This window comes from Peristeroidobacter soli (genome assembly GCF_004138485.1).
Taxonomy (GTDB): Bacteria; Pseudomonadota; Gammaproteobacteria; order Steroidobacterales; family Steroidobacteraceae; genus Steroidobacter; species Steroidobacter soli.
Genome location: NZ_RYEV01000006.1, coordinates 516,551 through 539,382 on the forward strand (window position 1 = coordinate 516,551; position 22,832 = coordinate 539,382).

Below are 22,832 nucleotides of genomic sequence, written 5' to 3' on the forward strand. Positions count from 1 at the left end.
TCATACGTCACATTGCGCGGAAGTCTCAAGATGAGAGTACCCATGTATTCCGGTCGGCCCCACCTGTGGGGGGCGGTTTTTACCCTGGCCAGTCTGCTTTCCGCCTGGACATTCCATGTGCAGGCGGCGGTGAGCAATCCGCTGGTCGGTGTCTGGGCCGGCGAGCTGGGCGGCGGCAATGCCAGGCTGCACCTGGTGCTCACTGTGAAGCAACTGAGTGGCGGCGAGTATGTCGCTGCCATGAGCAGCGTGGAACAGGGCGCCAATTTTTCGGCCGATGCGCTCGCCCTGACGGCGGACTCGATTCGTTTCGAGGTCAAGCCGGTGGGCGGGGTGTATCAAGGCAAGCTCGAGGCCGGCGGGGATGGCATCACTGGCACCTGGCGGCAAAAGGGCGTGCCCGAGCAGCCGTTATCGTTCAAGCGCAGTGCTGCCGAGCAGACGGCCGCCCCGGCCAGGGAGAAGGGCCCCACCACCAAGCCGTTCACCGTCGCGATGGATGTGAACGTGCCGCTCGCGCCGACCGCCTTCAGCGCGGGAGGCAAGGCACATCTGGCTTACGAGCTGCATGTCACCAACATGGGCCAGTGGGATCTGTCGCTGTCCTCTCTCGAAGTGATCGATGCGGACGACGGCTCGCGAGTGCTGGCGAGATTCAGCCAGGCCGATCTCGAAGGCATGATGCCGCGTAAGGCGAATGAGAAGACGCTGCTGGAAGCGCAGCAGGCCGGGGTCATTTTCGTCTGGGTCACCTTCGATCGATTGCAGGACGCGCCGGCCCGCTTGAGCAATCGCTTCAAGGTCAAACTGGGCGACTACCCGGAGGCGCTCGACGTCCAGCTGCGTCCGCTGGCGGTGGCCAGAAATTCGTTGCTGATCAGCGCGCCGTTGAGCGGCGATCACTGGGTGGCGGCCAACGGTCCCTCCAATACGTCCGGTCACCGTCGCGCGTTGATCCCGATCGACGGTCACGCCGCCATCGCGCAGCGCTTTGCCATCGACTGGGTGCAGGTGGGCAAGGACGGCAAGACCTACAGCGGCGATCCGAAAGACAACAAGAACTACTACGCCTTCGGTCATGACGCATTGGCCGTCGCCGATGGCGTCGTCGCGGCGGTGTTGGATGGTATTCCGAACAATGTGCCCGGCATCGACTCGCGCGCTCAGCCCATCACGCTCGCGAATGTCGGCGGCAATTTCGTCCAGCTCGACGTGGGTGGCGGGCTGTATGCGTTCTACGCGCATCTGCAGCCGGGTTCGCTGCGGGTCAAAGTTGGTGACAAAGTCCGCCGCGGCCAGGTGATCGGTCTGGTCGGCAACACCGGCAATTCCACCGAGCCGCATCTGCATTTCCACCTGTCCAATTCTCCCGAGCCGCTGGCGGCCGAAGGCTTTCCCTATGCCTTGCCCAGCTTCGAAGTGCAGGGCTCTACGCAAATAGAAGGCGAGGAGATCAAGGCGCAGCTCGGCAAGTCCGAGACGCGCACTCTCGCGATCCCGGCGGATGGGGAGATCGTCAAGTTCGAAAAGAAGTGAGCTCGCCACAGCGGGCGTTGACAGTGCGCCGCGCCAGCCAATAGATTCCATTTCGCAATCTCGGACGCGTCCTGGAATATTTCAAAAAAATGACAGGGAGAGGGCGATGGCGCAAGCTCAGGGAACCTCTGTGCAGTCCATCGCCGGCGCGTCCTCCGCTGCCGCTTTCCTCAAGGAGCGATCGCAGCGGGGCGTGCTGTTCGCATTGCTCATTCTGCTGCTGTTCGCTTATGAAACGCTGCTGGGCGGCGGGGTAGCGGACAGCTACGACTATGTTTCAGCGCCGTTCTATCCGGCAGCCGCGCGCGACCGGATCGGTCTGATTCTGATCGACGAAGAAACATTGAGACGCTGGCAGGTCAGCCACTTCAGTAAAGTCCCGCCGCGCAACCTCGTGCAACTGCTCAATGCCGCGAGCCGGATTGGTGCAACGGCTGTATTTCTCAATACCTCGCTGAGCAATGACGGTGCCGATGCCGAGGTGATCGCGGCGGCCGAAGCGTTGCGGCGAGGCGTCAGTCTGGACGGCGCGGAAATTCCTGGTCCGGTCCCGGTGTTCATCGGCAATGGGACGGCCGCTCATCCCGTGCTCGCCCCGCCGCCACGCGTGCGCGATCTGTTCGTCGTCAATGAAACGAATCTGAGCCGGCGTGAAGGCGCGTACTCCTTGTGGGAGCTGGACAAAGACAGAAATGCCCGACCGACCGTGGCACTCGAGCTCGCCAATACTTACTGCGCGAGCAGGCGGTGCCCGAAACTTCCGACGGAACCGGATACGACGCCCATGCTGCTCAGGTGGCCGACGGTCGGAGGGGCGGAAGCTGCCTGCAATGTTTCGGAACGCCCGGCGACGATCGCTTGGGAACGCGCGCTGCGGATCATCACCTCGCTGGGTGAGATCGACGACGAGGCGGCCAATCGATGCGCGCCGTTTCGTTCGATCCCCGCGCACGAGCTGGCTGCAGCGGATGCCGCTGGTTTGGAAATGTTCCGACAATGGGCCGGGGAGCGGATCTGGCTCATCGGAACCCATCTTCCGAACGATCTGGAGTCCCCGCGGTTCGGGCCGGACATGCCGGCGGTGGCGTTCCATGCCACCGCGCTCGAGAACCTGCTCGCCGCGGGTGAACGTGTGCCGCTGATCCCACGGCATCCGTTTCTAGTGATGCTGCCGCTCATGTGTCTGTTTGCATTCATCGTCCCTTTCCTGCCGGCAACTCAGTCGAGGGCGGCAGGCCTGGGAAAGACTGCGTTGTTTCTGGCTGTGCTGGTCGGCACCAGTCTGCTGATCCAGCAGTCCCTCAGGTGGCCGCTGGGCCAGCAGGTCGCCTGGTCGTTGGCGCTGGTCTTGCTGTTCTCCCCCTACATTCTGCGGCGTTCCAATGGAGGTTGATGTCATGAAGCGTTGTTCGGCATCGATAGTGCTCATGGCGACCGTGATGATTGCAGGTGTGCCCCAGGTATCGGCCGAGGACATCGTTCCAGGGGGCGACGTGCTGTTGCTCGGATTCGTCGACAACAAATCGATCGTGCTCCTGGACGACGACGGCAAGCGCTACGAGCTCGGCAAGATCTTTTGTTTGCTGGACCGGAACAGCGATAGCATCCCGGCGCAACTCACCAGCGATGGCACGCGCTATCGAGTGACGTTGCGGAAGGACGGACGCGAGATTCCTTTGTATGTGAGTCCAGCGAACGTTCGTACGCAAGAGGGGACGTGCACTCCTTCCGCAGCATTGGTGCCCATGACGGAACGTGGTGGCGACCGGCGTCTGTGCACTACGGCCTCGGGTGCTTCGTCGGTCCGGGTGTTCAAGCGAGTCTGCCCATGAGCGCGCCGTGGACGGCAGTCGCAGGGTTGATCGGGGCGTTTGTCACGAGTAGCTGCGTGCTCGCCGCGACGGACTGCGCACCCGCGCCGCAAGCAGAGATGGCCTTCAACGCCGAATCCGGCCAGCACCGTCTCGCCTTGTCGCAGTTGGACTCCACTGGAGTTCTCTCTATCCCCGAGCTCGACGCCTACTACAACGAGATTGCCGCGCGCCTGCTCGCCAAGTGGCCGACGCGAGTCACCGGCTTGAAAGTGTATGTGATCGATTCGCCAAAGGAAGTGGCATACACCGATCCCGTGGGCGCGATTTACGTCAGCTGGCGCGTCGTCGACTGGTTGCAGAGCGATGACGAGATCGCCGCGCTGCTGGCTCATGAGATCTCCCATGTGCTCTTGAAACATTCGTTGTCGACCGATCGCTCGAAATGGTTCAGCGGGCTGACGAATGTCGGCATGACGGTGGCGGCCGTCGCCGGAGGCAACGTCGTGCCCTTCGCGGCCGCGGATCTGGCGAACTATTCGGTGGTTGCTCCCTTCTGGAACAGGAAGGAGGAGTTGCAAGCCGACCGGGTTGGCATGCAACTGCTGGCGAGCGCCGGCTACAAGCCTTATGCGATGCGCGACCTGATCGAGAAAATCGGCACCAAGGCGCCGGAGTCCGAGAAATGGATTACCTCGGAGCCCATCAACGAAAAGCAGAAGCGTTATCAGATCGATCCGAAGGTTCTGTTCGGCAATCTCGGTAAGAAGCTGGGACTCAGGCATCCGTTGGCGGAAGTGCGGCTCACCGAGGTGAGCGAGGCCTGGGAGAAATGTCATGGCAACACGAAGATACGTCCCTATGAGCGCACCCTGCTGGATCGATATCGAGTCGATCTGGAGCGCAGCAGCCGGCTGAAGGAGATCCGACTGGCGAACCAGGCGTACGAACAGTTGCAGCTGGGGCGGGGTCAGGAGGCGAGTGCGCTGGTGTCGAAGCTTCCCGGGCCGCCGGCGCAGTGGCAGGTGCCCACTCGCGTGCTGGCCAGTTGGGTCTGGACGCAGACCGGTCACGCGACCGAGGGCCTGCAGGTGGCGGAGCCGCTGCTGCTCGCGACAGACGCGCCACTCATTTTTCTTTCCGGACCGTTGATGTATCGGGACCAGGTGCGCGACGTGCCGGGTGCCTATGCCCTCGCCAGGAAAATCCGCGAAGGCTATGACTTCAGTGCCTTGTTCTATCCACTCCTGCTTCGCAGCTACAAGCGCCAGCAGAACGCCGAGCATGCGGCCGGCAACATCTCCGTGTCCAACGCCATGGAATTCGAGATTACCGGGATGCAGCTGAGCTGCATGAAGCTGGACCTGCTGTCCGGCCAATGCCAGGCGGGGGAATGATCTTTACCCGCCCGGGGGGAGGAGACCGAAGCTGACCCAGTCCCAAGCCTGCCCAGAACTTCATTCGCATAACGGGCGGGGAGGATGACGATGCGCATTTCGTTGGCGTTGCTGGCGGCTGTTCCAGGATGGGTGAACCTGGCCACGGCCGCTGAAACCGATGGCGGGTTTCAGTTGGAAGAGGTGGTGGTCACGGCGACCAAGCACCCGGAGCCGTTGCTCAATGTCCCGATCGTCGTCACCGCGATCACTGCGCAGGACATTCAGTCCAAGGGCATCACGCAGTACGCCGACATTCTCGGCAGCGTACCCGGCGTCTACTACGAGGACGCGGGCCCGGGCGACACCACCATCCGTATTCGCGGCATCTCTCCCGGTGGCGGTGGCACACCGCCGACCGTCGCCACCTATTTCGGTGAAGTTCCAATGAGCGCGCAGGGTGGCGGCAATCTGGGTCAGCACGCGACGCCACGGTTCGTCGACATCGACCGAGTGGAAGTGCTGCGTGGACCGCAAGGCACGGTGTTTGGCGCCAACGCGCTGGCCGGCGCGGTTCGTGTGAGCCGCTGCCGTTCGGCGGCGACTATGTTTTGATCCGTCCGCGTGAGATCGGTATCGAGGTGCGGTACCGCTACGAGTAGCTGCGTCGATCGGCGCCCGCCACTCCTGAAATATTCCTCCCCGTTCGTTGTCCAGATAACGCAAAAATCATTGCGTTATCTGGCTTTTCCGCGAGCAAATCGCGGCCGTATGCTCCCGGCATGTCGTGATGTCTCCATGCACAGGAAACATCCACGCCGATCAGAAGAGCGACGAATACAACGGGGAAGGATCAACGACGCAGACTCCCATCGTCTCGCAGCGATGGGTTTTTCGCGTGGCAATTCAAAAGAACATTGCCCAGGAGAAATTCATGTTGATGAGAAACACACTCGCGCTGGCCGTGCGGCAGGCGCTCACAGTCAATGCATCGGCGGGCCGCCGCAACGCCAGTCGTCTGGCCGGCGCGCTTGCCACCACGCTGATTGCCACTACGCCAGCTGCGTTCGCTCAGAGTACCAGCGGCAGCGTGTTTGGGCAGGCGACATCGGGAGATGTCGTCGTGGTGGAAGGCGATGGGACGGGGTTCCGGCGTGAAATTACCGTGGGCAACGATGGTTCGTATCGCGTGCCCGCGCTGTCGCCGGGAAAATATAAAGTGACATTGCGCCATGCCGATGGCACGACCTTGGTTCGCGAGGGCGTGCTGGTCAGCGCCGGCGGTGGTACCGCGGTGAGTTTCGTTGCAATGGCGAGCAACGTCGTCGAGTTGGAAAACGTCGTCGTCACCGGCGCGCGCGTCACTCCGATCGACGTTTCGTCGGCGGAATCGGTGACCGTCCTGTCTGCGGAGCAGCTGGCGAAAATACCCGTAGCTCGCGATTTGACGTCGGCCGCGCTACTGGCGCCAGGCGCCGTGCGCGGCGACACTGCGTTCTCGGATGGCAAACTGCCGTCGTTCGGTGGCTCGTCGGTCTCCGAGAATCAGTATTACGTGAACGGCTTCAATGTGACGAACTCGTTCCGCGGTCTGAATTTTTCCAAGATTCCGTTCGAAGCGATCGCCGAGCAGCAGGTGAAGACGGGCGGCTATGGCGCGGAGTTCGGCCGCTCGCTGGGCGGCGTCGTGAGCCAGACGACCAAGCGCGGCACCAACGAGTTCCAGTCGGGTTCCAGCATCTACTGGTCGCCGGCGGCGATGCGCAGCAAGACCCGGAATGCCAGGTACTCGAATCGTCTCGAGCCCAGCAGCTTCGGCACGGTGCGTTCCATCAACTCGGAGGAGGAGACTTCCGAGTGGACGGCCAATGTCTGGGCGAGTGGCGCGCTCGTCAAGGACAAGCTGTTCGCCTATGCATTGATCGGATACGCCGAGCATGAAGAGGACCGTTGGGGTAACGTCACTCAGGCCAACAATACCAACGACAAGACCGAGACGCCCAGCTGGCTGGTGAAACTCGACTGGCACATCAACGACTCCAACTCGTTCGAGCTGACCGGTTTCTCGGACTCGGAAGAGACCACCAGCAGGGCGTATCTGAACACGCTCGGTGCGGCCGACCGGCTCGGCCTGGTCGGCACTCAATACGAAGAGAGCGGCGGCACCAATTTCGTCGCCAAGTACACCAGCTACATCACCGACGATCTGAACGTGTCCGCTTTGTATGGTCGCGGCGAATATTCGCGAGGCTTGCACTTGATGACGGCGGATGGCCGCCGTGTTGCCTATAGCGGCAATCTCAACACGCCTGCCACCGGCTGTCCGGTGATCGTCGATGCGCGGCCGGCGTCGCGTCGCGAGATCACCGGCACTTATGCGAGTACGTGCAACATCACAGCCACGTTCGACAACCTGGGCAACATCGAGCGCCAGGACGCCGAGGATCAACGCGACCAGTTCCGCATCGATGCGGAGTGGCAGCTCGGCGCACACCTGGTGCGCTTCGGCTACGATCTCGATGATTTCGAGTCCGTGGCGGGTGAATCGATCGAAGGCGGTCGCCAGTGGCGTTACTCGACCACCGCGGCGGGGGTCGACGTGGTGCGCGAGCAGATCGTCAACCAAGGCTCCACCGTCAAGGTCGAGCAACGCGCGTTCTACGTCGAAGACAACTGGAACATCACCGACAATTTCCTGTTCACCGCCGGCTTGCGCTGGGACAGCTTCAAGAATCTGAATGGCGCGGGCGAGTCGTATGTCGAAATCGACAACCAGTTCGGTCCGCGCCTTGGCTTCTCCTGGGACGTGCGAGGCGATTCGTCGATGAAGATCTACGCCAACGCCGGCCGATATGCGTTGCCGCTGACGGCGAGTGTCGCGATTCGCGGCGCGAGCGCTTCATTGTTCACGCGCGAGGACTACAACTTCACGGGAGTCGATCCCGTGACGGGCGCGCCGACGGGGCTCACGTCGCGAGGGACGTTCCGGTACGTCAACGGCGAATTCGGCGAGGGCAAGAACCCGGCCACGATCGCATCAAAGAACTTGGAGCCGATGTACCAGGACGAGTTCATCCTCGGCGCGCAGATGAGCATCACCAATCATCAGAATGTCGGTGCCCGTGCGATCTATCGCGATCTGAAAGCCGCCATCGACGACAACTGCGACTACACGCCGATCCTGACGAGCGCGGGCTTCACCTTCGATGAGGAAGAGGAAGCCTGGGTCGATGGCAACGGCCGCCAGGCGGTCCTGCCGAACAGCGGCTTTCCTTACTGTCGCATGTTCAACCCCGGCGAGGACGCGGTCTTCATGACCGACTTCTACGACACCGGCACACTCACGGAGACGCGGGTGAACGGAAATCTGCTGTCGTCGAAGGCTCGTCGCAGCTATAAAGCGCTCGAGCTGTTCTGGAACGGCAATTGGGATCAGACGTTCGTGCAGGCGTCCTACACACTGGCTTACAGCAAGGGCAACACCGAAGGCGGCGTCAAGTCCGACATCGGTCAGGACGATACCAGCGTGACTCAGGACTTCGATTACCGCGAGCTCGGCGTGGATTCGTACGGCTATCTGCCGAACGATCGTCGTCACTCGTTGAAGGTGTTCGGCAGCTACGCGATCACGGACGAACTGGCGGTGGGCACCAATTTGCTGGTGCAATCCGGGCGGCCGAAGAACTGCCTCGGCGTGTTGTATCCGTATCACGGCGAAGTGCATGGCTACGGTCCGGCCTTCTTCCGCTGTGGCACCACGGAGGCGGGTGGCGTCGACGGTCCATCGGAGCCGAGGCCGCGCGGCACGGCGGGCCGGTTGCCTTGGACCTACACGATCGATCTGAGCTTCGCGTACACGCCGCGCTGGGCCGAGGGGCTGACGGCGAAGATGGATATATTCAATATCCTCAACAAGCAGGAAGCCGTGGCGGTTGAAGACCGCGCGGAGGATCCTGCCACTGGCACGCCGGCCAGCACCTATCTCGTGCCCCGGGCATTCCAGTCGCCGCGGGAATTCCAGTTCTCGCTGGTTTATAACTTCTGAGCGAATCGACAGTGACCTCTAGTTACGGCCGCCTTCCGGCGGCCGTATCTCTTCGCGAGAGCTGGGCCAGCGCGGAGGCGCTGGCTGCCAGAGGGGATTGGGATGGAGCGATCGCTGCGTACGAAGGGATTCTTGCGCGGGTGCCCGGCGAGCCGTACACGCTCGTGCAGCTGTCTTATATGTATTCGCTGCGAGGGAGTTATCGTCGCGCCGAAGGCTTCGCGCTCGCCGCGGCACGAAGCGGAACAACCGATGAGAGGATTCTGGCGGAGCTGCTACCACGCCTGCGCACGTTCAACAGATCGACAGAGATCCTGGGATGCATCCAGCGGGCCGGGCCGCTCACCCGAATGTCCATTCCCTTATTGATCGCCGCCGGAGCGCAGCTGACCTATTTGAATCTTCCGGAGCTCGCGATCGCCTTTCTCGATGAAGCCTACCGGGCCGACCCGAATTATCCGACGACGCTGCTGGCGCGGACTCAGATCCTCACCTATCTCGGACGTTTCGACGAGGCCGGGCGGGATGTGGAGCGTGCCATCCACAGGGCACCGGAAATTGCCCAGGGATACTGGCTGCGTTCTGGATTGCGGCGACAGAGTGTCGAGCGCAATCACGTGGACGCGATCAGGCGAGAGCTGGCACGCCAGGGACGCTCCGCGGACGACATCGCATTGCTATCGTTCGCACTTCACAAAGAGCTCGATGATCTGCATCGATACGACGAAGCCTGGGCGGCATTGATGCAGGGCTGTCGCGCGAAACGATCGCGGCTGAGCTACGACGCTCGCAAACAAAAACAGTTGTTCGACGTATTGTCGACAATCGAACCTGCCAGCACGACTCGCGACCCGACGAATGCGGGTCCAACGCCGATCTTCATCGTCGGCATGCATCGTTCCGGCACGACATTGCTGGAGCAGATGCTCGCCGGCCACCCGGAGGTCGCGGCGCTGGGCGAGCTCTACGAATTCACCGGCGCGATGCGCTACGCGACGGACCACCACTGCAAGGGTGTAATCGATGTGACGCTTGCGGAACGAGCCCGCGACACCGATTTCGGCGTGGCTGGCAGGCGCTATCTCGACAGCATCGGCTGGCGGCTCGGTGGCTCGCGCTACTTCACTGACAAGCTGCCTGCCAATTTTCTGAACCTCGGTTTCATCGCCCAGGCGCTGCCTCGTGCAAAGATCCTGCACATGGTTCGGGATCCGGTGGAAATCTGCTTTTCCAATCTGCGAGAGCTGTTTTCCGATGCGAACCCGTACAGCTATGACCTGAGTGAACTGGCCGACTACTACAACGGATACGCCGGGCTGATGAAACACTGGCACGCGCTCTTGCCCGGACGAATATTAGATGTGAACTATGCGCGGCTCCTCACAGAGCCGGAAGCGCAACTCAAGCGTGTGACGGAATTCTGCGGGCTGTCCTTCGATCCGGCAATGCTGGAGATCGGCTCACGCCGCCGTGGCGTCGTCACTGCCAGCGCGGTTCAGGTGCGCGGCGGTGTGGTGAAACGCGATGTGCCCAAGTGGGCGCCGTACCAGCGCTGGCTGGCTCCGATGGTGAGCAGATTGAGCGCGTGACTCGGTCAGTAGCGCTCGACCACGCCGGCTTGCGGGCAGAGCCTCCCAACTACTACTACGCACGAGGCCGGAAAATCCATAATCAGCACGGCGCCCGCGGCTCTTGAAACGGGCTTGCGATCGGTTCACTCTTGCGCGAACCAACGATTGCTCCACCAGGACGGAGGCGTCGAGGCGAGGAATTCCAGAATGCCTGCTCCGTCCGAGCCCAAGTCCGCGCGCGCGCCGATCGCCGATAGCAATGAGCAAGGGGCGTCCGAGATCGAAGCGTCGGAGGCGCCGCTGATCGTCGCTCAGATGCGACCGGCGCTGGTGAAATTTTTCGAACGTCGGTGCGGCTCGGCCGATGAAGCCGAGGACCTGGCGCAAGACGTGTTGGTAAGGGCGTTTGCCCACGCCACGTGGAAGTCGCCCGAACAAGCCAAGGGTTATATCTTTCGCGCGGCCGTCAACCGGTGGCGCGATCGCGGCCGGCGGGCGATAACGCGTGGGACGACGGTGCAGTGGACCGAGGAGACCATCGGCGCGGCCGGCGCCATGGAATCGATTACCAGTGAGGAAATCGTTCCCGAGCGCGTACTGATAGTTGAGCAGGAGCTGTTCAATGTCGCTACCGCACTGGCGCAGCTGAGTGAGCGTGCCCGCGATGTGTTCATGCTGGTGCGCCTGGAGGGCATGAAGCAGAGCGCCGTCGCGCAAATGTTGGGTGTATCCGTGAGCACGGTCGAGAAGGAGCTGGCGAAGGCATTGGTGCATCTGGCTCGATGCGCTCGCCAGCGGGATGGAACATGACTTTCCAGGATCGATCCGAGTCGCAGTCTTCCGCCGCCGATCGCGAAGAGCGAGCCGCGCTGGCGTTCATTCGACGTCACATCGGGGAGTGGAGCGAGGCGGACGAAGCGGACCTCGAGAGCCGGTGTTCGGCCGATCCGCTGTATGCCACCGCCTTTGAAGAGGCGGCGCGCGCCTGGACGGACGCCGGCAAGCATGGCGAGTCCGCCGAGCTGCTGCTGTTTCGCGAGCAGGCACTCGCGCGTGCGCGTCGTTCGAACAGCCGTCGCTGGTCCTCTCCGGTGCGCTCGGCGTGGCGCAGGAACGACGTGAGAGCGGCGGGCGTGGCCGCGAGTTTGCTGGCCGCGCTCGGCGCAATCTATGTTTGGGCGCCGTTCGGATTCCGGCCAGGCGAATACCGCACGCAGGTCGCCGAGCAGCGGGTCATCGAGCTCGAGGACTATTCACGCATCGCGCTCGATGCGGATACGCGCCTGAAGGTGCGATTCTCGCGCGACGCCCGCATCGTGCAACTCCTGGAAGGGCAGGCGGAATTCTCGGTCGCGCGCGATGCCGGACGGCCCTTCAAGGTGCAAGTGGGGGAGCGGACCATCGTCGCCCTGGGCACGAAGTTCACCGTCGAGTACATCGATCGTGAATTCAACGTCGCGATGTCCGAGGGGCGCGTCGCCGTCATCTCGGAGCTCAGTGGCGATGTGGCGGAGGATGCGTCGACGCAGGATTCGATAGCGGCAGCACCGCACGAGCCGTCCTCGGCGAGAGCCAGGACGTCACGTTCGAACAACGCGCCGGCCGGCGTCATCGAGCTGAGCGCGGGCGAGGCGCTGCGTGTCGCCGGCAACGGCCCACCGACGCTCATCAAGGCCGACCTGAAGGCGGCGAACGCCTGGCGCGAAGGCAAGATCATTTTCGACGACGAGCCCCTGGAGCGGGCGATCCGTCAACTCAATCGCTACTCGAACCTGCAGATTCGGATTGTCGATCCGGAGCTCGCCAGCATGCGAGTCAACGGGGTGTTCGATGCCGGCGACACCGAGGCATTCGTCGAGGCGATCGAGACATCGATTCCGACGGCGGTCGATTACTCGGAGCCGTCGACGATCCGCCTGCGAGCTCGCTAGTCGCCCGTCGACGATTTCTTCCCTCCCGCTCGCGCCACGCGCCACAGAGAATTTTTCCGGATCTTCCCTCGTCGCGCGTATTAATTGGCAGCAGCGACACAGATCGCTCGATGAATCTCGAAGGGGGAAGTCATGTTCATTCAACGGTCGACGAACAGCGTCGTCGGTTGCTCGATTGCAGTCGTTGCGGCGCTGACGGCCTCGGCGGCTACGGCTGCCGACAACAAAGCGCCCGCCATTCAGCCGCTGGGCCGCATCGTCACTTATTCCCTGGATATTCCTGCCCAGGATCTCAATTCGGCGCTGCGACAGCTGGCGCTCGCCTCGCATTACAAACTTTTCTACCGGGCCGAGCTGGTGGCGGGCAAGACGGCGCCGGCCTTGAAAGGCCACTTCACGACGGAACAGGCGATCCGGACGCTGCTCGACGGCACCGGTCTGGTTTATGAGATCACGCCGTCGTCGGTGGTGGTGATCAAGCGCCCGGGCAGCGAGCCCGTTGCCTACTCCATGACCGACGTGAGCGCGAACACCTTGCATCTGGCTCAAGCGACGAGCTCCCGCGTCGCGGAGGCGGAGGCAGAGAAGCAGACAGAGATGGCGAGTGCCGAGCCGCCGATGCCGGGGCGCACATTGCAGGAGATCGTGGTGTCGGCGCAGAAGCGTCGTGAGAACGTGCAGCGAGTGCCGATCACGGTGGCGGCGTTCGACGAGAAATCGATCGAGCTGCTGCAGATCGACGATGCGAGAGATCTGTCGCAGGCCGTGCCGGGGCTCACCTACATCAGCATCTCGGGTGCTTTCGGCGCGCAGCTGCGTGGCTTTGCCGTGGGCAATCCAGGCGGCGGACCGTGGCAAGAGCCCAGCGTCAGTACCTACGTGGACGGCGTCTATTACGTCAACAGCACCGCGTCGAACTTGATGCTCGACAACCTCGCGCAGATAGAAGTGAGCAAGGGACCGCAAGGTACCTTGTTCGGCCGGAACGCGGTGGCCGGCGTCATCTCGATCGCGACCAAAGATCCCGAACACACGCCCGCGGCGAATGTTCGTATCGGCTACGGCAACTTCGACACATGGAAGGCGAGCTTCTACGGGACGGCCGGCATCACCGAGAATCTCGCGGGCAGCATCGCGCTCGCGACGGAGCAGCAGGGCGAGGGCTGGGGCACGAATCTCTACGACGGATCGCCGTCTTACATCTCCGAGGAGAGCTACTCGGCTCGATCCAAGTTGAAATGGACACCCGGCGACAATACGACGGTGACATTCATCGCGGACTGGGCGTTCGGTCAAAACCCAGGCACGTTTGCATTCACGCGCGGCGTCTATCCGTTCATTACGATCGGTCCGTCGCACGTCGGCGGGTACTACGACTCGTACGGTCCGCCGGGATTGCGTGAGTCCCGCTCGTCCGGCGCCAGTCTGAAGATCGAGCACGATTTCTCCTGGGCGCAGCTGGTCAGTATCACGGCGTATCGCGAGGACCGGGCCAACACCAATATTCCTTATGCTTTCAGCGTGCCGTATCTGCCGGACACGCCGGCGGTCGGGCAGGTGGCGGGACTGAAGCCGGGCACGGGCGGCTCGATCTACAGCAACGCGACGACGCAGGAGTTTCAATTGCTGTCGCCGTCCAACTCGACCATCAAATGGATCGGCGGCGTGTTCGTGCTGTTCAACGAGGCGGGCAACGAGGGCCGAACCGACCAGCGCACCGCTCCGCCCACGGGAGTGGTGAAGACGATCATCAGCAACGAGCAAAGCACCGAATCCTATTCGGCGTTCGCCGAAATGACGGCGCCGCTGTTTGCCGACCATACGCGCGCGACACTGGGTGTGCGTTACACGAGGGACGACCGCAGCATCGAGGGCGCACCGGCGGTCAGAAACAGCGTGGCCGCGCCGGATGTCTATGTGCCGGTTCTCAGCACGGCAGCGGCGGCCAATCCGCGACCCAAGGGCACGTGGGACGAAGTGACCTATCGAGCGGTGTTGGAACACGACTTGCGCGACGACGTGCTGGGCTATGCGTCGTTTGCCACGGGCTTCCAGAGCGCCTACTACAACATGGCCAACACGTCCGCGAATCCCCCGTTGGAGCCGGTGACGGTCGATGCTTACGAGGTCGGCGTGAAGGCGATGCTGTTCGACAGCCGGCTGCGCGCCAATGCGTCGCTGTTTCTTTACAACGTCGACAACGTGGTGGTCTCGCGGAACATCGGGGGAACGCAATCGCTGTCGAACGCGGCCAGCAGTCGCTATCAGGGCATCGATGTGGACCTCACGCTGCGGGCCACTCAGAACCTGACGTTGTCCACGGCCTTCGAGTATCTGGACCCCGAGTACACCGACTATCAAGGAATGATCGCGTACGTGCCGAATGCCAACGGCATCACGTGGCGGACGGTCGGTATCGACGGCACCGGTGCCCAGGTTCAGTACACCGAGAAGGTCATGGGAACCGCGAGCGCCAGCTATGAAGTGCCTACCCGGTTCGGCACCTTTTCGCTGACGGGCTCGGCGACCTATCACGGCAAGCGCAACCATGACACTCAGGGCCTGAACGTTCATCCGAGCTACACCCTGGTGAATTCCTCCGTGACCTACACGCCGACGCAAGGGCAGTGGAGTGCCAAGGTCTGGGCCAGGAACCTCACCAATGAGAAGTACGCCGAAGTGTTGTTCCCGTCCGACATCGTGATGATGTACAGCGCGGCGGCGCCTCGCACATATGGCATCCAGTTTGAGTACGACTGGCACTGATCGCGCTTTCAGGGTGGGACACTGATATGACTATTCGCAGCTTCCTGATTCCGGCATTGATGCTGCTGGTCGCCCTGGCAGGCTCCGCCAGGGCCGACGGCAATCGCGGCAACTATGTCGACACCGAGCACCTCGATCTGGTGATGTTCATCCCGCCGGCGCCGGCGCAAGGCTCGCGCGCCGAGGCCGACGATCTGGCGACCGTCCTGAGGGAACAGAGCGGCCGCAAAACGCCCGAGATGATCTATGAAAGATTCTCCTTTCTGCGTTACGCAAAAGGATTGGGCTGGCGTTGGAATCCGGAGAGTCTGTCGGCTTCGAGCCGGGCGCTGTTCGATCGCTTCAACGACGATGTCGCTTCGGCCGCGGCCAAGGCGAAGCGCAAGATCAATCGTCCGCGGCCGTTCGTGCTGTCCTCGGACGTGGAGTGGGCCGGTCGCAGCAAGGTCGGCGCGACCGGCAAAGGCGGCAAGCAAGACGAGGCGATCATCGGCAGTTATCCGAGTGGGCACTCCGCCAAAGCCTACGCGGCGGCGTTCGTGCTGGCGGCGATGATTCCCGAGAAGGCGCAGGAGATCTTTGCCCGCGCCGACACGGTTGCCTGGGAGCCGGTCATCGGCGGTTCGCACTTTCCGAGCGATTCGACCACCGGTGCGCGCACAGCGGCCAGCGTGCTGTTCTACGCCGCGCAGCTGAATCCTGCATTCCGTGCGGATTTCGACCGGGCCCGCAGCGAGATTCGAGCGGCATTGCAGCTCGAGTAGCGCTGTCGACTTCGAGTCGCCGCCGGGCCCGGCGCCCTCCACAATTCATCGGGAAACATCGTGTTCAACGAGAAGACATCGAGCGCTCGGGCTTACGCACGTCCGTCCTCAGCGGTACTGGTGGCAGCGCTGGTGGCGACGGCATCACCTGCATTCGCTGCGCCTCCCATCAGTGCGCCAGTGGGGCCGGTGGCCACCGCCGCGACCTGCGGCAAGGGCGATCGCACCGAGTCGGGAATTCAGGGCCAGACGCCGCTGGCCGATCGTTTTGGACCGGGCTCGCAAGCGGGCGGGTTCAACTGCAACCTGCAGCTGGTGAGTCAAACCGGCGAGCACGGCGCGAGCATGGGCTTCGCCATCAGCGACAAGTGCGCCTACCTCAGTCAGTGGCAGGCGCCGGAACTTGCGCCGGTGCTGGAGAACCCGGGAGTCGTCGTGGTGGACGTGAGCGATTCGGCGCGGCCGAAGATCGCCAGGTACCTGCAGACGCCCGGAATGCTGCACGGTCATGAGTCCATCGCGGTTCATCTGGGCCGCGGCCTGCTGATCGGGCAGGCGGTCGACCAGACTCACAAGTACGGCAAGACGACCGACATCTACGACATCTCCGATTGTCTGAATCCGGTGCTGAAGTTCAGCGGCGTCATTCCCGACTTCTATCTGCACACCGGAGATTTCACCCGCGACGGCAAGACGTTCTGGGCGGCTCCCGGCAGGAACGAGAGCAGCAAACAGAACGAAGGCTACATGATCTCGGCGTTGGATATTTCGGACCCGTCGCGTCCCCAGGTGGTTGCGCGTCTGACGCCGGACGATCCGAGGCTCGCGAGATTTCACAACATCTCGGTGAGTGACGACGGCAACACGGTGTATTTCCCGATCGGCGGCTCCATCGGCAACGAACGGCGGCTGGCGGACATGCAACCGCAGGGGCTGGTGGTCGCCGATGTCTCCGAAGTTCAGGCCAGGGCGCCCCATGCGCGCATCAAGCTGCAGGGCGAACCGCTTTACTGGGACGACACTTTCAGCAGTCACTACACGTATCCGGTGACGGTGCGTGGCAAGCGTTATCTGTTTCAGAGCGATGCTTCGGGAGTCCTGCGCTACGTTCAGTGGACCGGTGGGCCGACCGGCCGGGTGTTCACCGGTCCCTTGGCGAGTCGAGGTCGCGGCGCCACTCCGGCGTTCACCGCCGAGCAGGCGTGCAGCTGGGGCAAGCCGGGATTCGGCTACGTGCACGTATTCGAGCTCGACGGCTACGTGCCATCGTCCGCGTCCGCGGTGAAGCTCGCCATTCAAGATCCCAAGCACTGCATGGCCGCGGCGTATGAGCCCATCTACGACTACGGCTACAGCTCGTTCAATTGCGACTTCGATAACTTTCAGGATGCACGGCTGATGGTCTGCGCGTCCTTCCAGGCCGGCGTGCGCGTGTTCGACGTGAGTGACATCAAGCGGCCCAGGGAGCTCGCCTACTACAAGCCGCCGGCCGTCGGCGTCGCGCCGCGAGCGGCGTCTCTCTATCAAACCTTCCGGGACACCGGCATCACGACCGGACCGACCAAGTATCACTCCGGAGACGGCGTGACCAACGTGCGCTTCGCGAACAATGCCCGGGAGATCTGGTTCATCAGTTGGGACAACTCCTTCCAGGTGGTGAAGTTCTCGGATGAGCTCATCGCCCGGGAGCGGGCGTTGTTCGACCGTGACAACAGCTGCGGCGGCACGCTTCGCGATCGCAAGGGTTGTTTCTAGTGGAGAAGATCGGTGAGTGAGAAAAAGCTGTGCGGCAAGCTGCCCCGCGAGTGTTTCGGCATGCTCGAGGTGCCGCGCTATCCAAGGGAGATCATCGACGCCTTCATGGCGCTCGAGGACATGAGTGGCGCGGTCTCGGATGCGTTGGACGAGCACGGCATCGAGGGGTGCGTGCCGGGGTCGACGCTGCCGGTGACTTTGCGCCATGCCCGCATCTGCGGTCCCGCGCTCACGCTGCGCAATGTTCCTCAACGCAATCAGCCCTTCAAGGACGCGCTCGAGCGTGTTTCGAAGATGGCGGAAATCGAGGCGCACAACCTGGCGCAGCGGGGCGACGTGCTGGTGCTGCAGGGCGTGGACAAGGTGTCGAACATGGGCGGCATCTCGGCGTCGATCGCGCACCGTCAAGGCGTGATCGGCGCCATCGTGGATGGCGGCATTCGCGACGTGAGTCAGACGCGCGATATCGCATTCCCGGTGTGGAGTCGCGGCCCCTGTTCGATCACCGGCAAATGGCGGCTGCAAACCGTCGCTGTCAATCAAACGGTCAGCATCGACGGCGTGCAATGCGCGCCGGGCGATCTGGTCATCGCCGATGAAGGCGGCGTTTGTTTCGTGCCGCGCAATCTGGTGCCGTCGGTGCTGAAGCGCGCCCAGGAAATCATCGCGGGCGAGGCCAGGCGCTATGCCGACATTCGCGACGGCATGTCGGTGCCGGAGCTGGCAAACAAAACGCACGTCTTCAAGTTCGGGAGCTGAGCGACCATGATCGAACACGATGTCCTGGTCACCACCCGACACGCAGCGATGCCGGCCTTCACTGTCTGCCCGGAGGGCACCGGGCCCGTACCCGCCGTGATTTTTTTCGTGGACGCGTGGGGCATGCGCGAGGAGCTGAAAAACATGGCTCGGCGCATCGCGAAGCAAGGATACTTCTGCATCGTCGCGGATCTCTATTACCGCTACGGCACCATCCGCTTCGATCTGACCAGGCGCCACGACGGCATGGCGGCGGTGATGCGTGCCGCCTATCACAATCTCACCGATGACAACGTCAAGGACGACACTGCCGCCATGCTGGGGTATCTCGCGGCGCATCCGCAGGTTCGCTCGGGGCCGGTCGGCACGGTCGGCTACTGCATGGGCGGGCGCTTCGTTACCACCACCGCGCGTCAATTCCCGGATCAGATCGTCGCGGGGGTATCGATCTGCGGCACGCGTCTGGTCACCGATCAACCCGACTCGCCTCATCTGCATCTCTCCGGCATCAAGGCGAACCTGTATTTCGGCTTCGGCGGCAACGATCACACCACGCCGGCGGATTACCTCGCTCGCTTCCAAAGCGCTCTGGACGCCTCCGGTCTCGCCTTCGGAATGGACATCTTTGCCGGCGCCGAGCACGGCTATTGCTTTGCCGAGCGACACACCTATGAGGCCGGTGCGTCGGAGGCGAGCTGGTCGAAGATGTTCGATCTGTACAGTCGCACGCTGGGCGCCGCGCACGTATGAGCATGAAGTGGGCGGGACGCCATTCCGTCCTTGCGGTGGTATTCGCGACCTATCTGGTCTGTTTCATGGACAGGATGGTGATCGCCAGCGTCCTGCCGGCGATCGTCGCCGAGTTCAGCCTCGACTCGCTGCAAGCAGGCATGGTGCTCAGCGCCTTTTTCGTCGGCTACTCGGCTATGCAGATTCCCGGAGGAATCCTCGCCGACCGCTACGGGCCGAGGCGAGTCATCGCGTGCTCGCTGGTCGTCTGGTCGGTGTGCATCGCGGGCACCGGGCTGGTCAACAGCTTGGGGATGCTGCTGGTCATGCGGTTGCTGTTCGGCGCGGGCGAGGGAGTCTTTCCCGCGGCCGCTTCGAAGAGTCTGGTGCTGTGGTTTCCCGCGCATGAACTGGGACGTGCCAACGGCATCAAGCTCGCGGCCACTCAGATCGGGCCGGCGATAGCGCCGCCATTCGCGGCGTTCATGATATTGATGTTTGGCTGGCGCGGAGCCTTCATGGCACTGCTCTTGCCCGGACTCCTCCTGCTGCCGTTCGTGCTCCGATACATCAAGGAGCCGCCGGCGTCATCTTCGAGCGAGGTTGTCGGTGAGCCGGCGAAGATCGCTCGCGCCACCGCGGCGCTGGAGGTGTTTCGCAGCAGGCAGTTGTTGTGGTGTGCAGTGGTGCTGTTCCTGTCGCTGTCCGCGAACTGGACCATTCTGAGCTGGCTGCCGACCTACTTGATCAAGGTGCATGGCTTCACCCTCTCCAAGATGGGGATCTATGCGGCCATTCCCGCGTTGGGCGGCACCGTCGGCTACTACCTCGGCGGTTTCATTTCGGATCGTTACTTCTCGGGCCGGCGAGTGGTGCCGATCTCGATGGGCCTCGCCGCGAGTGCGGTGTTTACTTTCATGGCCGCGGAGTCGGCGACGGGAGAAATGGCCGTTGCCTTTCTCACGCTGACGTTGTGCTCGCTGTGTGTCGCGCTGTCCGGGCTGTTCACCCTGCCTTTGCTGGTGGTGCCCAAGCGCTTGGCTGGAACGGCGTTGGGCGTTGCCAATACGGCCGGCCAATGCGCGGGGCTGCTATCCCCGTTGGCTGTGGGCTGGCTATTGTCGTCGACCTCCGATAACTATCAGGTCGTACTCCTGGCGCTGGTGGGATTGCTGGCGACCGGCGCCGCCGCCGCCTGGCTCATTCGTGAATGCGACAGCGAACCGGGCGCATTTCCAGGTCGAGCACCCAACGTCAACTCATAGCTTGCTGAAGCTAGCCGATCCGGCCGGTCCGCAAATCCGAGATATCACGGAACTCAACGCCGTAAAAAAACGGTATCTATTGAGCGAGCCTGAGCAGTCATAGAGTGTAGGGCGGGGGTCTATCCGCCCGGTGCTCGGTGCGGATAAAGGGGCATGGTGAGCTCGATTCAACCTGCAGTGGATCTCCTGGCCAGACTGTTCCGCGCCCGCGCAGACGACCTTCTTGGTTTTCTCCGTCGACAACGCGCCTGGCGGTCACGGCTTCGGTGAGCTCGACACCGCGGTGGGCCGTCAGGCAAGAAAGGAAATTTATGAGTTTCTCGCCAGGCGCTTGCGGCCGGACAAAGACTGAGCTTGCGACGATCGTAGCCGTGGCCGCGCTGGCGGTCGTGGGGTGCGCTCCAAAGAAAGAACGGAGCGCGACGCCGGAACAACTGAAGCAACGCTACGAGCATGCGTCAGAGTATCTGCCGTGGACGGTCGGCAAACATGTCTCCGGCATGAGCGTCGATCCGCAGTGGAGCGCTGACGGCAAGAAGCTGCGCTATCAATGGACGACCGCCGCCGGTGGCACTTACTACGAGATCGACCTCGCCGCGAATGATGGGAAGCGTAGCGAGGTCGAGCCGCCGGAGCCGCGAGCCAAGGCGGCACCCTCCGTTGCGGAGGATGTGCTCGTAGCACCGAACGGGCGCTGGGGTGTCAAGGTCATCGAAGGCAATCTGTATCGCGTGGAGTTGCCGAGCGGTCGGCAGACGCAGCTCACAACCGATGCCGAGCCGGACTACGTCTACGGCCTCGTCCCGCAATGGGCGTCGGCTTCCTTGACCACGCGGCTGGCGGGAAAGAAATCGCGACCGTATGGGTTGTGGTCGCCCGAGGGCGATCGATTGTTGACCTATCGTGTCGACGAGCGCGGCATGTACAAGCTTCCTCACCTGGTGCCGGTGGTACCCGGTGCCAAACATCAAGTGCCGTACGTGCATTTTCAGAACACCGCCTGGCCCAGCAGCGAGCAGCGTCAGGAAGCGGAGCTGATGGTGTTCGACTTGCGCACCGGCAAGCGGACCAATCTGGCGATTCTCAAGCCGGGCATCGGCTACGGCCCGACGCCTGAAGGCGGACTGCGATGGAGCAAGGACGGAACCAGGATCTTCGCAGCGCCGGAGACCCGCGATTATCGCTCGATCACATTATATGAAGCGGATGCCGCCACCGGCCGTGCGCGCGCCATCGTCACCGATGGACCTGTCGCGACAGCATTGCAGCCCGATGTCGATCAGGGCGAGCGCTTTCTTCCCATCGGCAACGGTGCGGAGTTCATCGTCTATTCGGAGCGCAGCGATTGGGGCCACTACTATTTATACGATGGCACGACCGGCGCGCTGAAGAATGCCATCACCCAAGGCGAGTGGGCCGTGCACGGGGTAGCAAACATCGATGAAGCCGGGCGCTGGCTGTACTTTCTCGCCGGCGGGCGCGAGACCGGCCACGATCCTTACTACTCGCATTTGTACCGGGTGCGTTTCGATGGCAGCGAGTTGACCTTGCTGACACCGGAGAGTGCGCATCACGAAATCAAGTTCTCGCCGGACGGTCGATTCTTCGTCGACACCTACTCGACCGTCGCGCAGGCTCCGGTGCATGTGCTGCGTTCCAGTGCGGGTGCGGAGATTCTCGAGCTGGGCCGCGCCGATACGAGCCGATTGGTGGAGCAGGGCTGGACGTCGCCACAGCGCTTCAGCGTCAAAGCCGCCGACGACGAGACGGATATTTACGGCGTGTTGTTCCTGCCTGCGAATTTCGACGAGCGGCAATCGTATCCGCTGATCGATGCCACGTACGGGGCGAACTTCAGAACCCAAGCGCCGCGCTCGTTCCTGCAGGACCGTCAGAGTGCGCTCGCTCTGGCGCAGCTGGGTTTTGTGGTCATGTTCGTCGACGGCCGCGGCACGCCGCTGCGATCGCAGTCGATGCAGGATCTTGGTTTCGGCCGATGGGATGTGAATCTCGACGATCACGTCGCGGCCATCCGGCAACTGGCCGCGCGCCACCGCTTCATCGACGCCGACCGGGTCGGCGTCTACGGCCATTCAGCCGGTGGCTTCAGCACGGTGCATGCAATGCTGGAGCAGCCGGAGCTGTTCAAGGTGGGCGTCGCCTCCGCCGGCAGTCACGATTTCGATCTATTCATCTATCCAGTGAACCGCGAGCGGGGACTGCCCAAGGACCATCCGGATCATTTCGAGCCCACCAACTATGAGCATGCCGATCGTCTGCGAGGCAAGCTGATGCTGGCCCACGGCTTCGTCGATGACAATGTGCACGTCGGGATCACTCTGCAGATGGCCGATGCGCTGATCCGCGCCAACAAGGACTTCGATCTGTTCATTCATCCCACGGTGAATCACCAGTCCTTCTACCGCAGCGGTTACGCCAACCGTAAAGTGTGGAACTACTTCGTCGAACATCTGCGCAAGGAAACGCCGCCCGCCGACGTGCGGGTGCCGGACGCCGATTGAGA

Annotated in this window: 17 protein-coding genes; all 17 read left to right on the forward strand. The window is 62.7% G+C overall.

All coding sequences use genetic code 11. The annotated features are described in order from the left end of the window. Window positions 1-42 precede the first annotated feature (42 nt). The 17 genes from EKO19_RS39585 (at window position 43) to EKO19_RS28655 (ending at window position 22,830) form a co-directional block, all read left to right on the forward strand. A complete protein-coding gene (locus tag EKO19_RS39585; RefSeq protein WP_175597231.1) occupies window positions 43-1,536 on the forward strand; it encodes a M23 family metallopeptidase in 1,494 nt (497 codons plus the stop codon). Between the two features lie 106 nt (window positions 1,537-1,642). After that, the gene (locus EKO19_RS28585) at window positions 1,643-2,929 is read left to right on the forward strand and encodes a CHASE2 domain-containing protein (protein ID WP_157995477.1); all 1,287 of its coding nucleotides are present in this window, start codon (window positions 1,643-1,645) and stop codon (window positions 2,927-2,929) included. Between the two features lie 4 nt (window positions 2,930-2,933). Beyond that, window positions 2,934-3,368, forward strand: a complete 435-nt coding sequence (locus EKO19_RS28590; RefSeq protein WP_129780795.1) for a hypothetical protein — start codon at window positions 2,934-2,936, stop codon at window positions 3,366-3,368. Continuing rightward, a complete protein-coding gene (locus tag EKO19_RS28595; protein ID WP_129780796.1) occupies window positions 3,365-4,744 on the forward strand; it encodes a M48 family metalloprotease in 1,380 nt (459 codons plus the stop codon). The genes EKO19_RS28590 and EKO19_RS28595 overlap by 4 nt, the downstream gene beginning before the upstream one ends. Window positions 4,745-4,834: 90 nt before the next feature. Further along, a complete protein-coding gene (locus EKO19_RS28600; protein ID WP_157995478.1) occupies window positions 4,835-5,338 on the forward strand; it encodes a TonB-dependent receptor plug domain-containing protein in 504 nt (167 codons plus the stop codon). Window positions 5,339-5,657: 319 nt separating this feature from the next. Next, a complete protein-coding gene (locus EKO19_RS28605; RefSeq protein WP_175597232.1) occupies window positions 5,658-8,768 on the forward strand; it encodes a TonB-dependent receptor in 3,111 nt (1,036 codons plus the stop codon). An 11-nt stretch (window positions 8,769-8,779) separates the two neighbouring features. Next, entirely contained in the window at window positions 8,780-10,357 is a 1,578-nt protein-coding gene (locus EKO19_RS28610) for a tetratricopeptide repeat-containing sulfotransferase family protein (protein ID WP_129780799.1), read from the forward strand. A 189-nt stretch (window positions 10,358-10,546) separates the two neighbouring features. Then, complete coding sequence (locus tag EKO19_RS28615; protein ID WP_129780800.1) at window positions 10,547-11,149, forward strand: RNA polymerase sigma factor; 603 nt, start codon at window positions 10,547-10,549, stop codon at window positions 11,147-11,149. Further along, entirely contained in the window at window positions 11,146-12,270 is a 1,125-nt protein-coding gene (locus EKO19_RS28620) for a FecR family protein (protein ID WP_157995479.1), read from the forward strand. Before EKO19_RS28615 ends, EKO19_RS28620 begins: the two co-directional genes overlap by 4 nt. Window positions 12,271-12,402: 132 nt before the next feature. Then, the gene (locus EKO19_RS28625) at window positions 12,403-15,036 is read left to right on the forward strand and encodes a TonB-dependent receptor (RefSeq protein WP_129780802.1); all 2,634 of its coding nucleotides are present in this window, start codon (window positions 12,403-12,405) and stop codon (window positions 15,034-15,036) included. 26 nt (window positions 15,037-15,062) lie between these two features. Further along, a complete protein-coding gene (locus EKO19_RS28630; RefSeq protein WP_129780803.1) occupies window positions 15,063-15,800 on the forward strand; it encodes a phosphatase PAP2 family protein in 738 nt (245 codons plus the stop codon). A gap of 60 nt (window positions 15,801-15,860) precedes the next feature. After that, window positions 15,861-17,555 carry an LVIVD repeat-containing protein gene (locus EKO19_RS28635; protein ID WP_129780804.1) on the forward strand — a complete coding sequence of 565 codons (1,695 nt, stop codon included), beginning with the start codon at window positions 15,861-15,863 and terminating at the stop codon, window positions 17,553-17,555. Window positions 17,556-17,567: 12 nt separating this feature from the next. Beyond that, complete coding sequence (locus EKO19_RS28640) at window positions 17,568-18,314, forward strand: RraA family protein (RefSeq protein WP_129780805.1); 747 nt, start codon at window positions 17,568-17,570, stop codon at window positions 18,312-18,314. Window positions 18,315-18,320: 6 nt separating this feature from the next. Beyond that, on the forward strand, window positions 18,321-19,064 hold the full coding sequence (locus tag EKO19_RS28645; protein WP_129780806.1) for a dienelactone hydrolase family protein: 744 nt from the start codon (window positions 18,321-18,323) through the stop codon (window positions 19,062-19,064). After that, a complete protein-coding gene (locus tag EKO19_RS28650) occupies window positions 19,061-20,308 on the forward strand; it encodes an MFS transporter (RefSeq protein ID WP_129780807.1) in 1,248 nt (415 codons plus the stop codon). Before EKO19_RS28645 ends, EKO19_RS28650 begins: the two co-directional genes overlap by 4 nt. 223 nt (window positions 20,309-20,531) lie before the next feature. After that, window positions 20,532-20,660 (forward strand): hypothetical protein, encoded by a 129-nt coding sequence (locus EKO19_RS39590; protein WP_281281121.1) that lies wholly within the window; start codon window positions 20,532-20,534, stop codon window positions 20,658-20,660. A 19-nt stretch (window positions 20,661-20,679) separates the two neighbouring features. Then, complete coding sequence (locus EKO19_RS28655) at window positions 20,680-22,830, forward strand: S9 family peptidase (protein ID WP_175597233.1); 2,151 nt, start codon at window positions 20,680-20,682, stop codon at window positions 22,828-22,830. Window positions 22,831-22,832: the final 2 nt, after the last annotated feature.